General features: G+C 61.1%; 13 protein-coding genes. 8 read left to right on the top strand and 5 right to left on the bottom strand.

Features of this window, described 5'->3' with window-relative positions:
• Window positions 1-64 precede the first annotated feature (64 nt).
• The 4 genes from efeU to efeO (NTD89_RS05250) are packed head-to-tail and all read left to right on the top strand — an operon-like array spanning window position 65 to window position 4290.
• Window positions 65-910 carry an iron uptake transporter permease EfeU gene (gene efeU / locus NTD89_RS05265; RefSeq protein WP_145160471.1) on the top strand — a complete coding sequence of 282 codons (846 nt, stop codon included), beginning with the start codon at window positions 65-67 and terminating at the stop codon, window positions 908-910.
• A gap of 10 nt (window positions 911-920) precedes the next feature.
• Window positions 921-2123: an iron uptake system protein EfeO gene (efeO, locus tag NTD89_RS05260; protein WP_262206648.1), complete on the top strand. Its 1203-nt coding sequence runs from the start codon at window positions 921-923 to the stop codon at window positions 2121-2123.
• 14 nt (window positions 2124-2137) lie between these two features.
• Window positions 2138-3445: an iron uptake transporter deferrochelatase/peroxidase subunit gene (gene efeB, locus NTD89_RS05255; protein WP_145160467.1), complete on the top strand. Its 1308-nt coding sequence runs from the start codon at window positions 2138-2140 to the stop codon at window positions 3443-3445.
• A gap of 26 nt (window positions 3446-3471) precedes the next feature.
• Window positions 3472-4290: an iron uptake system protein EfeO gene (gene efeO, locus NTD89_RS05250; protein WP_145160465.1), complete on the top strand. Its 819-nt coding sequence runs from the start codon at window positions 3472-3474 to the stop codon at window positions 4288-4290.
• 75 nt (window positions 4291-4365) lie between these two features.
• Here efeO (NTD89_RS05250) and NTD89_RS05245 read toward each other — a convergent pair whose 3' ends face one another.
• Together NTD89_RS05245 and pssA are read right to left on the bottom strand one after the other, a co-directional pair.
• Window positions 4366-4710 carry a hypothetical protein gene (locus NTD89_RS05245; RefSeq protein WP_262206647.1) on the bottom strand — a complete coding sequence of 115 codons (345 nt, stop codon included), beginning with the start codon at window positions 4708-4710 and terminating at the stop codon, window positions 4366-4368.
• 372 nt (window positions 4711-5082) lie between these two features.
• Complete coding sequence (gene pssA, locus NTD89_RS05240; RefSeq protein WP_262206646.1) at window positions 5083-6426, bottom strand: CDP-diacylglycerol--serine O-phosphatidyltransferase; 1344 nt, start codon at window positions 6424-6426, stop codon at window positions 5083-5085.
• A 125-nt stretch (window positions 6427-6551) separates the two neighbouring features.
• Between pssA and NTD89_RS05235 the strand changes: the two genes are divergently transcribed.
• Window positions 6552-7115, top strand: coding sequence for a TetR/AcrR family transcriptional regulator (locus NTD89_RS05235; RefSeq protein ID WP_262206645.1), 564 nt, complete (start codon window positions 6552-6554; stop codon window positions 7113-7115).
• A 53-nt stretch (window positions 7116-7168) separates the two neighbouring features.
• Window positions 7169-7663 (top strand): nuclear transport factor 2 family protein, encoded by a 495-nt coding sequence (locus tag NTD89_RS05230; protein ID WP_262206644.1) that lies wholly within the window; start codon window positions 7169-7171, stop codon window positions 7661-7663.
• 47 nt (window positions 7664-7710) lie between these two features.
• Here NTD89_RS05230 and NTD89_RS05225 read toward each other — a convergent pair whose 3' ends face one another.
• Window positions 7711-8868, bottom strand: coding sequence for a PQQ-dependent sugar dehydrogenase (locus NTD89_RS05225; RefSeq protein ID WP_262206643.1), 1158 nt, complete (start codon window positions 8866-8868; stop codon window positions 7711-7713).
• Window positions 8869-8880: 12 nt separating this feature from the next.
• A complete protein-coding gene (locus NTD89_RS05220) occupies window positions 8881-9195 on the bottom strand; it encodes a hypothetical protein (RefSeq protein ID WP_242197002.1) in 315 nt (104 codons plus the stop codon).
• 183 nt (window positions 9196-9378) lie between these two features.
• Between NTD89_RS05220 and NTD89_RS05215 the strand changes: the two genes are divergently transcribed.
• A complete protein-coding gene (locus NTD89_RS05215; RefSeq protein ID WP_262206642.1) occupies window positions 9379-10230 on the top strand; it encodes a Ku protein in 852 nt (283 codons plus the stop codon).
• 24 nt (window positions 10231-10254) lie between these two features.
• Window positions 10255-12765: a DNA ligase D gene (gene ligD / locus NTD89_RS05210; protein ID WP_262206641.1), complete on the top strand. Its 2511-nt coding sequence runs from the start codon at window positions 10255-10257 to the stop codon at window positions 12763-12765.
• Between the two features lie 18 nt (window positions 12766-12783).
• On the opposite strand, the gene lpxO is transcribed toward ligD, so the two are convergent.
• Window positions 12784-13683, bottom strand: coding sequence for a lipid A hydroxylase LpxO (lpxO, locus tag NTD89_RS05205; RefSeq protein ID WP_145160448.1), 900 nt, complete (start codon window positions 13681-13683; stop codon window positions 12784-12786).
• Window positions 13684-13892: the final 209 nt, after the last annotated feature.

Raw genomic sequence — 13892 nt, 5'->3', positions numbered from 1 at the left:
TGTTTAGTAATGAGTATCATTATGTTACAAATTAGCATCCTATCCAGTCATGATGCGGTGCCGAATGCTCGTTCCCTTTCTAATCATGCTGCGCGAAGGCATTGAAGCAGCATTGATCGTTGGCATCATCGCCAGTTACCTGCAACAGACCGGCCGCGGCCAGTGGATGCCCGCGGTATGGATCGGCGTGTTTCTCGCCGCTGCCCTGGCGCTGCTGGTCGGCGGCGGCCTGGAGCTGGTCAGCGCCGAATTCCCGCAAAAACAACAGGAATTGTTCGAAGGTGTGGTCGGCCTGGTGGCCGTCGGCATTCTCAGCTCCATGGTGTTCTGGATGCGCAAAGTAGCGCGCTCCATCAAGCATTCCCTGCACGAATCCCTCGACCACGCCCTGGCCGGCTCCAAGCATCAGGTGATCGCGCTGATCGCCATGGTGTTTTTCGCCGTGGCCCGTGAAGGCCTGGAGACGGTGTTCTTCCTGCTCGCGGTGTTCCAGCAGAGCGAAGGCCCGGGCGCGCCGATTGGCGCCCTGCTCGGCCTGATCCTGGCGATCATCGTCGGTTTCCTGATCTACACCGGCAGCATGCGCTTGAACCTGGGTGCGTTCTTCCGCTGGACCGGCTTGTTCATCCTGGTGGTCGCCGCCGGCATTCTCGCCAACTCGGTACAAGCCCTGCACGAGGCCGGGGTGTGGAACCACTGGCAAACCGTCTTGTTCGATTTCAGCGCGACACTGCCGATGGATGGCCCATTGGGCTCGGTGCTGGCCGGGATGTTCGGCTATCAGGACGCACCGACCATCAGCACCCTGGGCGCGTATCTGATTTACCTGGTGGTGGCGCTGGTGATGTTCTTCCTGCCGTCCGCCCCACCCAGGCCTGTCGCTAACACCTCTTCCGTTTCCAGCCAGTAAGGACCGTCTCTTGTCCAACCCAACCCCTCAACCGGCTCTGCCTTCCCGCGCCCTGCGCTGGGCGGTGGCCGGCTCGGTGGTCGTGATGATCGGCGCCGGTGCGCTGTTCTATTACGCCTCACAATTGGCCACCGCCAAACGTCAGACCAACCACAATGAAATCGCGGTGACCATCCATGGCCACGCTTGCGAACCCAACGCGTTGACCGTGCCCGCCGGGCACGCGAGCTTTCGCATCATCAACCGCTCCGACCGTGCGGTGGAGTGGGAAATCCTCGACGGCGTGCTGGTGATCGAGGAGCGCGAAAATATCGCCCCTGGCCTCAGCCAGGTGATCAACGCCAACCTGCTGCCCGGCGACTATGCAATCACCTGCGGGCTGTTGAGCAACCCGCGCGGCACGTTGCACGTGACGCCGACGGCTGAGTCCGACGCCCAGGCCAAGGCCAAGCCGTCGATGGTGGCGTTTATCGGCCCGCTGTCGGAGTTCCGCGTGTACCTGAGCGGCCAGGGCAGTGCGCTGGTCAAGGCCGTTACAGCGCTGCAACAGGCCATTGAAGCCGGCGACCTGGCTCAGGCGCAGGCACTCTATGTGCCGGCCCGTGAGGCCTACCAGCGCCTGGCGCCGGCTTCGCAACGCCTGGCCGAGTTGGATAACGCCATCAACGCACGCGCCGACTACTTTGAAAAGCGCGAGCAAGACCCGGCGTTCAGCGGCTTCCATCGCCTCGAATACAGCCTGTTCCAGCAGCACAGCCTGGAGGGCCTGGCCCCGATTGCGCAACGCCTGGTCACCGACGTCACCACGCTCAAGCAACAACTGCTGGCCCAATCGCTGCCACCGGAACAACTGGTGAGCATTGTGGTGCGCAACCTCAACAGCCTGGCGGATGTACGCGCCGCCAGCGGTGAAGAGGAACGCTACAGCCATATCGACGTGAACGGATTTGCCGCCAACCTGGAAGCGGCCCACAAGGTGGTGGAGTTGATGCGCCCGTTGTTGACCAAGTCCGCAGCGGACCTGCTGCCGAAAATCGACAGTGCCCTCGCCGCCTTCGATACCGAGCTCAATGGTTTGAAAGTCGACGGCCAGTACCGCCGCTACGACAGCGTCACCGCCGATCAGCGCAAGCAGATCGCCGACAAGGCCAAGGCTCTGGCCGCTGTACTCGATGGAATCGACCCCGCCCTTGGCCTTTCCGGCCTGCAGTGAAGACGAACTAACAGATGAGTGATTCAGAACAGTTTTGCCCGCAACGTCGCCGTGTCCTGCTGGGCATGGCGGCCACCGGTGCCGCGATTGCCGGCAGCAGCTTGAGCTGCCCGGCCATGGCGGCGGCTGCGGCCGAGCAAGTCACCACTGCACCGCGCAGTGACAAGACGCAGGACCACCACGATTTTTTCGGCAAGCACCAGAGCGGCATCGTCACCCCACGCCCGGCCTGCGGCATGCTGGTGGCGTTTGACGTACTGGCCAGTGACCGCGAAGACCTGGAGCGTCTGTTTCGCACATTGAACGAGCGCATCAGCTTCCTGATGACCGGCGGCACCGTGCCGCAAGTCGACCCGAAACTGCCGCCTACCGATTCCGGCATTCTGGGCCCGGTGGTCACGCCGGATAACCTGACCATCACCGTATCCGTCGGCGAGTCGCTGTTCGATGAGCGCTTCGGCCTCACCGCCGTCAAACCCAAGCGCCTGAGCCGCATGGTCGGCTTCCCCAACGACGCATTGGAGCCGGCGCAGTGCCACGGTGACCTGAGCCTGCAATTCAGCTCAAACACCCCGGACACCAATATCCACGCCCTGCGCGACATCGTCAAAAACCTGCCGGACCTGCTGCTGGTGCGCTGGAAACAGGAAGGCAGCGTGCCGCCGCAAGCGCCGGCCAAACCCGGCGAGCCTGCGCAGAGCGCGCGTAATTTTCTCGGCTTCCGTGACGGTTCGGCCAACCCGAACTCCAACGACGACAAGGCCATGGACCAGATTGTCTGGGTGCAGCCCGGCAGCGACGAGCCCGCCTGGGCCGCCAACGGCAGCTACCAGGCCGTGCGCATCATCCGCAATTTCGTCGAGCGCTGGGACCGTACCCCGCTGCAAGAGCAGGAAAGCATTATCGGGCGCATCAAACCCACCGGCGCGCCCATGGATGGCGACAAGGAAAGCCAGGTTCCCGACTACAGCAAGGACCCGGAAGGCAAGCTGACCAAGCTTGATGCCCACATCCGCCTGGCCAACCCGCGCACCCCGCAGACTCAGGCCAACCTGATCCTGCGTCGGCCGTTCAACTACTCCAACGGCGTCAACAAAAACGGTCAGCTGGACATGGGGCTGTTGTTCATCTGCTACCAGGCTGACCTGGAGAAAGGCTTCATCAGCGTGCAAACCCGGCTCAACGGCGAGCCTCTGGAGGAGTACCTCAAGCCGGTCGGCGGCGGGTACTTCTTCACCTTGCCGGGGGTCACAGGGCCCAAGGATTTCATCGGGCGCACGCTACTCGCTGCAACGCACCCTCAAACCACTGCCAACACCTAAAACAAACCAGAGCGGAAAAACGTCCCATGAAGAAGTCGACTATCGCGTTGTCGTTGTTAATGACCCTCTCGCCGCTGGCAGCATTCGCCGCTACCGCGCCTCTGGACCTGGTAGGCCCGGTGTCGGACTACAAGATCTACGTCACCGAAGAAATCGGTGAGCTGGTCACCCAGACCAAGGCGTTCACCGACGCCATCAACAAGGGCGACCTGGCCACCGCCCAGAAGCTCTACGCCCCGACCCGTGTTCACTATGAGTCCATCGAGCCGATCGCCGAGCTGTTCAGCGACCTCGACGCCTCCATCGACTCGCGCGTTGACGACCACGAAAAAGGCGTGACCGCCGAAGACTTCACCGGCTTCCACCGCATCGAGTACGTGCTGTTCTCCGAGAAGACCACCAAAGGCCTCGAAGCGCTGACCGCCAAACTCAACACTGACGTCAACGACCTGAAAACCCGGGTTGACGGCCTGACCTTCCCACCTGAGAAAGTCGTCGGCGGTGCCGCTGCCCTGCTGGAAGAAGTGGCCGCCACCAAGATTTCCGGTGAGGAAGACCGTTACAGCCACACCGACCTGTATGACTTCCAGGGCAACATCGACGGCGCGAAGAAAATCGTCGACCTGTTCCGCGGCCAGATCGAGAAGCAAGACAAGGTCTTCCTGACCAAAGTCGACAAGAACTTCGCTGCCGTGGACAAGATCCTGGCCAAGTACAAAACCAAGGATGGCGGCTTCGAGACGTACGACAAAGTGAAGGAAAACGACCGCAAGGCGCTGGTAGGCCCGGTCAACACCTTGGCTGAAGACCTGTCGACCCTGCGCGGCAAGCTCGGCCTGAACTGATAAAAAGCCCCAGGCCCTGCACTCATGCAAGTGCAGGGCCTGGGACTGCTTCAGCCTGGTGTCGGGTTTGACCGCTTAGACGGCCATTGGGGCTGTCGATTTGAAGTCAGGCAATGGCGTGGCATCCGCCCTCCCCGTTTTTGGATTGATCGCATACCAGAAGCCATTGACTCTGGACGCGACCACCGCGATTCCCTGGCTGGTTCCAGCCACGCCCGTCGGCGCAGGCGCTGGGACGGGATCCCACCCTCCCGCCAACCAGTAAGCCCTCAACTTCTCCTCAACGGTTAACAAGTGTGGCGCTGTCTTGCCCAGCATCGAAGCACTGGGGGCCAGATGCGACAATTTGAATAGGCCCTTGATGGCGGCATTTACCAGCTGCGCATAGCCGTCCGCCGGATTCATCACCGCACTGGGCATGCAGCATTGCTGAGCGCGTCTATGAATGGCCGGATCGAGGCGTTACGAGGAATGAGCTGGTCGTTGATGTCGCCAGTCATCAACCAGTGAATGAAGGTTTGTTGCCGTTTTCCATCCGCTCTGCGGACGTCGATGTCCTGCGGAAAGCCTCGGCCTGCGCGCTCAGCTTCGGCCGAGTGGCCAGCACTGGTCGATGAGTTTTCGCGTTTGTAGCGCAGTGCGGCCTGTTCAAACCTGGCTTGCGTCAGTTGCCCGTCCAGTCGGCGTGGCGCGCCTGCCAGTCACGCATGTACAGCGTTGCGGGAACTGTCCTGAGGCGTGGGCGCAGCCGGGCCGGAATCAGACCCGGCTGCTGCTCTACGCCGTGAGGGTTCACAAGATGCGGTAAAGCAACCGCTCGATGCGCACGCGGCTGACACGTCGCAGGAACTTGCCAACAGCCGGCGGATAGTCCACCAGGGTCTGCAACTGTTGATACCCTTCGATGCGCGTGGTGTGCTGAAAAATCTGCGCCAGTTCGGTACGCCGCGGCTCCAGCCACTGGCCGCGCGGGTCATCGATGAGCAAGGCGTTTTCCAGGTCGAGTCGGAACGCCCGTGGGTTCAGATTGTTGCCGGTGAGCAAGGTGTAGCGCTGGTCAACCCACATGCCCTTGAGGTGATAGGTGTTGTCGCCGTCGCGCCACAGGTGCAGGTTCAACTGGCCGCTGTCGATCGTCGGCTGATGGCGTTTGGCGAAGCGGCGCAGGCTGATTTCATACAAATAAGGCAACGCCGCGATCACCTTGAACGGCTCGCTGGGCGGGATGTAGAAGTCGTTGGCGGTTTTGTCGCCAACAATGATGTCGATCTTGACCCCGCGCGCCAGGGCGCGATTGATTTCCCGGGTCACCGGCAGTGGCAGGTTGAAATACGGCGTGCAGATAGTCAGCTGATGCTGGGCACTGGCGATCAACTCGAGGATCACGCGGTTCAAAGGGTTGTTTTTGCCGACGCCCAGCAGCGGGCTTACCAGCATGTGGCCGTTGGGCAACAGCCCGGCAGTGGTGTCATACGCCGCATGCTTGAGGCGGCTGCGCAAGTCGCCGATATCGTTGCGCAGGCTGCGGGTGGTGGGCGGGTTCGGCAGGTCCAGGCGATGCACGGCCTTGGAGGCAATCAAGCCGTGCTCCAGCAAATGCTGCATCGAGTCGGCCAGCGCCTGGCTGTGGATCAGGTGGTAGCGGTCAAAACGGTACTTGTCGAACTTGTGCAGGTACACGTTATTCAAGCTGGCGCCGCTGTAGAGCACGCTGTCGTCGATCACAAAGCCCTTGAGGTGCAACACGCCGAACAGTTCACGGGTCTGCACCGGCACGCCGTACACCGGCACTTCGCTGGCGTGGCGTTGGGTCATGGCCTGGTACCAGGCACTGTTGCCGGGTTGCTTGCCTGCGCCAATCAGGCCGCGCTGGGCGCGCAGCGAGTCCACCACCACCACGATGTCCAGCGCTGGCCGTGCAGCCTTCGCGGCGTGCAAGGCATCGTAGATCTCCTGGCCGGCTTCATCCTGCTGCAAGTAGAGCGCGACGATGTAAATGCGCCGCGTGGCCTGGGGGATTTTCTCCAGCAGGCAACGGCGAAACGCATCGGCGCCGGACAGCACGTCGATCGACTCGGGAGACAGTGGGAAACCACGCAGTTTTGGCAACAGGGAGCGTTTGAAGAACGACGGCATAAGGCTCGCAATGGGTCGAATCCGAAGAGGCCCCGAGCTTACACCATGGGGCAGCTCAGGTCTCGTCGCCCGAGATGGAAAAAAGTTAATTGACCATGGAGAACGATCGTTCTACTGTGCGCGGCATGAATGAATCAATCAGCAATGACACCCGCGATATTATCCTCGATGTTACCGAGAAGTTGATCTATCGCCATGGCATCGCCGCCACCGGCATGGACTTGCTGGTGAAAACTGCGGGCGTCTCGCGCAAAAGTATTTACCGGTACTTCGCCAATAAAGATGAGTTGGTGATTGCCGCCCTGCACCGCCGCGATGAGCGCTGGATGCAGTGGCTGCGCAGCGAAGTCGAACGCAGTGAAGGCAGTGGAGAACGCCTGCTGGCGCTGTTCGACGCGCTCAAGGCGTGGTTTGGCTCGGCAGACTTTCGCGGGTGCGCCTTCATCAACACCAGTGGTGAAACCGGCGACCCGCACGACCCGGTGCGCCTGCTGGCCAAGGCGCATAAACGCAAACTCTTCGATTACGCATTGGAACTGTGCAAAGCACATGGCACCCCCGACCCTGAACAGCAGGCCGCGCAACTGCTGATCTTGATCGACGGCGCCATTACCGTTGCCCTGGTGATGGGTGATTCAACAGCTGCTGATAATGCGCAATGCATGGCGCGAACGTTATTGCAACTTTGAACGCATCAACTGCGCAACTTTCGATAGGCCTCATTGTTTTCAGGAGCTGCCCCATGTCATCCAAGGCACCGTCATCCAACGCAGAAGTTCGCCCGCCGCTGCCACCGTTTACCCGCGAGTCGGCCATCGAAAAGGTTCGCCTGGCCGAAGACGGTTGGAATTCCCGCGACCCGCACCGCGTGTCGTTGGCCTACACACTGGACACGCAATGGCGCAATCGCGCTGAATTTGCGCACAACCGCGAAGAGGCCAAGGGTTTTCTGACCCGCAAGTGGGCCAAGGAGCTGGACTATCGGCTGATCAAGGAATTGTGGGCCTTCACCGGTAACCGTATCGCCGTGCGCTATGCCTACGAATGGCACGACGATTCCGGCAACTGGTTCCGCTCCTACGGCAATGAGAACTGGGAGTTCGACGAGAACGGTCTGATGGCCAACCGCTTTGCCTGCATCAATGACCTGCCGATCAAGGCCAGCGAACGCAAGTTTCACTGGCCGCTGGGCCGGCGCCCGGATGATCATCCGGGGCTGTCCGACCTCGGGCTTTAAGCCGGTTGCCATGCAAAATGTGGGAGCGGGCAACCCCGCTCCCGCATTCAGTCCTGGTTCAGGCCGACCCGATACAGCACACCGTTATCCTCATCAGTCAGCACATACAGAAACCCATCCGGCCCCTGCCGCACATCGCGGATGCGCGCTTTCAAACCTGCAAGCAAACGCTCTTCATGGATCACCTTGTCACCGTCGAACTGCAGGCGGATTAACTCCTGGCTGGCCAAAGCGCCAATGAACAAGTTGTGCTGCCACGCCTTGAAGCGGTCGGCATCATAAAACGCCATGCCACTGATCCCCGGCGATTTCTCCCAGACGTGATGAGGCGCCACGGTGCCTTCCACCGTCTTGCCCTTGGCCTCGGGAATCGGTGTCAGCGAATAATTGATGCCGTGGGTCGCCAATGGCCAACCGTAATTCTTGCCGCGCTCGATGATGTTGATTTCATCACCACCGCGTGGCCCGTGTTCGTTTTCCCAGATCGTGCCACTCCAGGGGTTCAACGCCAGCCCTTGCGGGTTGCGCTGGCCGTAGGACCAGATTTCGGGGCGTACGCCCTGCTGGCCTACGAAGGGGTTGTCCTCCGGCACGCGGCCGTCCGGGAAGATCCGCACCACCTTGCCTTGCAGTTTGTCCAGGTCCTGGGCGGTCGGGCGATCATTGTTTTCACCCAGGGTCACGAACAGGTAGCCATCGCGGTCGAAGGCCAACCGCGAGCCAAAGTGATTGCCGGTGGACAGCTTGGGCTCCTGGCGCAGGATCACGTTGAAATCCTTCAGGCCGCTCAGGTCATCAGCCAAGCGCCCGCGTCCGACGGCGGTGCCGGCCTTGCCACCCTCGCCGCCGCCTTCGGCGTACGACAGGTAGACCGTGCGGTCCTGCTTGAAGTCCGGCGACAGCACCACATCCAGCAAACCGCCCTGCCCTTTGGCCCACACTTGGGGCACGCCGGTCAACGGTGCAGAAAGCTTGCCGTCGGGGCTGACAAAACGCAGATGACCTGGGCGCTCGGTCACCAGAAAGCCTTGCTTGTCCGGCAGAAACGCCACTGCCCAGGGATGGTCGAGGCCTTTGACGATCGGGGTCGCGGTGATGCTGCCTTGTTCGCTCGGGAATTGCTGGGCATCGGCGGCGTAAACCGCAGCCAGTGGCAGCAGCGTGGTTGCGCAAATAGCGGCTAGAAGGGTTTTGCGTAGCAACATAAGACGGAGTCCTTACCGGCGATTGCCGTTGGCGTCATAGGTGGGGGCTTTGGTGTCGGTCGTGGGACGGCTCGGGGCGGCCTCACGCTTGGGATAGCGATTGCCAATGCCGCCGTTTTGCACGGTGGGTGCGGGGCTGGTCGGCCCGGTCTGAATCCCGCGTGTCGCCGGCGCATTGGGCTGGGTGCCCTGCATGCTGTTGGGGTTGGCCCGATGAATAGGGCTGTTGTTGGAGTCGTAGCTGCCAGGCAGGTTTTGCGCCTGGGCCAATGGCGTCAGCGCCAGGCCCAATGCCAGTACTGCAAGGTGACGCACACAGCTGTTCATGACAAAGCCTCTCTGGGGCAGTGGTACGTGCTTTCGATAACACGCTACGCCTTGGGTTCGGCTTTCGACACTAAATAGTTTCTCATCAGGTGTAACACAATCTGTCCGCGCATCTGCTCGCCGAAACTTTTCCCGGCGCCTGTGAGTCACCAGAACACAGTCTCTTCTCAAGGAATTGCAGGCATGCCAAGGGCAATCTGGAAAGGCGCGATCAGCTTCGGCTTGGTCCACATCCCGGTATCACTGGTCTCAGCCACGTCTTCCCAAGGCGTTGATTTTGACTGGCTGGACAAACGCAGCATGGACCCGGTGGGCTACAAACGCATCAACAAGACCACCGGCAAGGAAGTCACCAAAGAGAACATCGTCAAGGGTGTGGCGTTCGAGAAAGGCCGCTACGTGGTGCTCAGCGAGGACGAAATTCGCTCGGCGCACCCCAAGTCGACCCAGACCATCGAAATCATCGCCTTTGTCGCCAGCGACCAGATCCCGCTGCAAAACATCGACACGCCCTACTTCCTGGCCCCGGACAAACGCGGCGGCAAGGTCTACGCACTGCTGCGCGAAACCCTGAAAAAAACCGGCAAGGTCGCCCTGGCCAATGTGGTGCTGCACACCAAGCAGCACCTGGCGGCATTAATGCCGCTGGAATCGGCGCTGGTGCTGGTGATGCTGCGGTGGCCTGCCGAGGTGCGCAGCCTGGACGAACTGGAATTGGGCAGCGACGTCACCAAGCCGAGCCTGGCCAAAGGCGAGCTGGACATGGCCAAACGCCTGGTGGAGGACATGAGCGCCGACTGGCAGCCCGACGAATACCGCGACAGTTTCCAGGACAAAATCATGGCGCTGGTGGCGAAGAAGGCCAAGGCCGGCAAGATCGAAGATGTGGAAAGCCAGGAAGGCAGCGAGGAGCGCAAATCGGCGGATGTCATCGACCTCACCGAACTGCTCAAGCGCAGCCTGGCCGGCAAGCCCGCCGCCAAGCCCGCAACGAAAAAGCCTGCCGCGAAGAAATCCGCCAAAAAGGCCTCTTGAGCCCGCCCTTTGCTGGAGAACGACATGGCAAAGCCCCTGAGCGAATACAACCGCAAACGTGATTTCGGGATTACCGCCGAGCCAGCCGGCAGTGCGCCCGCGGGCAAACGCAAAGCCTCGGCGCTGTCGTTCGTGATTCAAAAACACGACGCGCGCAACCTGCACTATGACTTTCGCCTGGAGCTCGATGGCGTGCTCAAAAGCTGGGCGGTGCCCAAAGGCCCCAGCCTGGACCCCACCCAGAAACGCCTGGCGGTGCACGTTGAAGATCACCCGCTCAGCTATGGCAATTTCGAGGGCAACATCCCGGCGGGGCAGTACGGCGCGGGCGATGTGATCGTGTGGGACCGCGGTGTCTGGCAGCCCCATGAAGACCCGCACCAGGCCTACGCGGCCGGCAAACTGAAGTTCACCTTGGTCGGCGAAAAACTCTCCGGCGACTGGGCCCTGGTGCGCACCCGTCTCAAAGGCAGCGGCGACAAGCAACAGTGGCTGCTGATCAAGGAAAAGGACCAGCAGGCGCGCCCCTCCAATGACTACGACATCGTCGAGGCCGAGCCCAAAAGCGTGCTCAGCGACGCCTCGGTCGGCAAATCCAGGCCGCCGGCGAAACGCCAGAAAGCCGCGGCCGCTAAAAAAGCCCCCGTCGCCAAACGCGCCGAGGCATTGCCCGAGCAATTTGCCCCGCAGTTGGCGACTCTGGTCGATCGCGCGCCCGAAGGTGACTGGCAATACGAAATCAAGTTCGACGGCTACCGCATGCTGGCGCGCATTCGCGACGGTGAAGTGCGTCTGTTCACCCGCAACGGCAATGACTGGACCGACCGCCTGCCGCGTCAGGTCAAAGCGCTGCAAACCCTCAAACTCAAGGACAGCTGGCTCGACGGTGAAGTGGTCAGCCTCAATGGCGAGGGGTTGCCGGACTTCCAGGCGCTGCAAAATGCCTTCGACATCGGCCGCAGCCTGGACATCGTGTATTACCTGTTCGACGCGCCCTTTCTCGACGGCCAGGATCAGCGCAGCGCACCGGTACAAGAGCGCCGCGCTGCGCTCAAGGCCGCGCTGTCCGCAAGCCGCAGCAAACTGCTGCGGTTCTCCGAAGCCTTCGCCGCCAACCAGCGCGACATTTTCGAGAGCGCCTGCGACCTGGCGCTGGAGGGCGTGATCGGCAAGCGCGTCGGTAGCCCATATGTGTCGAGCCGCAATGCCGACTGGATCAAACTCAAATGCCGCTTGCGCCAGGAGTTCGTGATCATCGGTTACACGCGGCCTCAGGGCTCGCGCAGTGGCTTTGGCGCGCTGTTGCTGGCTGTCAATGACGATTCCGGGCTGGTCTATGCCGGGCGCGTCGGTACCGGGTTTGATCAGGCATCGTTGAAGGCTATCTATGCACAGCTCACGGCCCTGGAACGCAAGACCTCGCCGCTGCACAAGCCGCTGACCAGCGCCCAGGCGCGCGGCGTGCACTGGGTGGAACCGCAGTTGGTTGGCGAGGTGAATTTTGCCGAATGGACCCGCGAAGGCGTGGTGCGCCAAGCATCATTTATTGCGTTGCGCACCGACAAGCCGGTGGCGCAGATCATTCACGAGTTACCGCGCAAAGCCACGTCCGTCACCAAAGCGGCCCCCAAGGCCAAAAAGGTCAGCAGCGGCGTGACCATCACGCACCCTGACCGCGTAATCGACAAGCAGAGCGGTACGCAAAAACAGCAATTGGCCGATTTCTATCAAGGCATCAGCGCATGGATTCTGCCGTTTCTGCAGCACCGCCCGGTGTCGCTGCTGCGCGCTCCCGAAGGAATTGAGGGCGAGCAGTTCTTCCAAAAGCATTCCGAGCGCCTGGCTATTCCGAATATCAAACAGTTGGACCCGGCACTGGACCCCGGTCACGCGCGCCTGCTGGAGATCGACACCGCCGACGCCCTGATCGGCGCCGTGCAAATGGGCACCGTCGAATTGCACACCTGGGGCGCGACGGTCGACAAAATCGAAACGCCTGACCTGTTCGTGCTCGACCTTGACCCGGACCCGGCGCTGCCGTGGAAAGCCATGCTGGAAGCGGCGCAACTCACGTTGTCGGTTCTGGATGAGATTGGGCTGCAAGCGTTTGTCAAAACCAGCGGCGGTAAAGGCTTGCACCTGGTGGTGCCGCTGGCGCGCCGGGACGGCTGGGACAGCGTCAAAGCCTTCGCCAAGGCCATCGCGCAGTTCATGGCAGCGCAGTTGCCGGAACGGTTTACCGCGACGTCGGGCCCAAAAAACCGCATCGGCAAGATCTTCATCGACTACCTGCGTAATGCACGCGGCGCGAGTACGGTGGCCGCTTATTCGGTGCGCGCACGGCCTGGCCTGCCGGTATCGGTACCGGTGAGTCGAGAGGAGTTGAATGGTTTGCGCGGCGCCCAGCAGTGGACCGTCGCCAACCTGCATGAACGCTTGGATAAACTCAAAGCCGACCCGTGGGCCGGCTACGCCAATCGGCAGAAGATCACGAAGAAGATGTGGGACAAACTGGGCGCGAAACCACCCGCGTGATTCGCGCCCGGGCGGGTTTCAGATAAGGATAAAGATCAACGCCAGGCCGGCGAAGATCGCCCACTTTTCCAAGTAATAACGCGCGCGATTGCGCTTTTTCAGCTCTTTACCGCGCAGGCGAATCTTGTACAGGCGGGTGAACGCGCGGTTCAGGCCGCCGGTCTTGTCGCCATCATCATTGGGCGAACCGGCGGCCGCCATCACGTTACGGCTGAACCAACGGTTGAACGCCGCGGCCCAGCGGTATTTCATCGGCCGCTCAATGTCGCAGAACAAGATGATGCGGTTCTGCTGCGTGGTGTTTTCCGCGTAATGAATGTAGGTCTCATCAAACATTACTGGCTCGCCGTCGCGCCAGTAATAGCTCTCGCCGTCCACATTGATGTAGCAGCCAGGATCGTTAGGCGTGTCCAGACCCAGGTGATAGCGGTAGGAGCCGGCGTACGGGTCGCGGTGGCGCACCAGCTTGGAGCCTGGCGGCAACTCGGCGAACATCGCTGCCTTGATCGAGCCAATGCTCTGCACCAGCTCGGTGGTGCGCGGGCACAGCTTCATCGCCGACGGGTGGCTGTCGCCGTACCACTTGAGGTAGAAACGCTTCCAGCCCGACTTGAAGAACGAGTTGAAACCCACATCGTTGTACTGCTCGGAACGCTTGATCTCGCCCATGCGCATCAGGTTCTGGCCTTCCTGGCGGATTTCTTGCCAATGCTCTTGCAACGGGCTCAGGTCGGGAAAATCGCCGGGCGACAAAAAGGGACGGCTTGGCTGCTTGGAAAACAGGTAAAGGAAGCAGTTGATCGGCGCAAGGAACGTCGAGTGATCGCTAAGCTGGCGGCCCAACTTGTGTCGCACCCGGCCACGCAGATGGACATACGCAATGGAGGCAACGTAGAGAGCAACAATGATGAGTTTCAAGAGATTCGTCACACGTCAGAAGAGAACAGGCTGCTCCTGCGTGCCCACAACGGCCGAGGATGGATAAGCAGCACCTGAAATCACGATTACACATAGGCGACTGGACGGGTTGGTTACAATCCGGACCAAGGCCATTGGCCGTTATTTAGCCACAGTTTGTAACCAAAGGTTAACTAAGAATTGTGAAAAGCTGTCCACAGACAGGCTCA

The sequence above is a fragment of the Pseudomonas sp. 14P_5.3_Bac1 genome (genome assembly GCF_025466135.1).
Classification (GTDB): domain Bacteria; phylum Pseudomonadota; class Gammaproteobacteria; order Pseudomonadales; family Pseudomonadaceae; genus Aquipseudomonas.
Note: the sequence above shows the minus strand (reverse complement) of the source record. Positions and strands in the feature narration are given on the sequence as shown.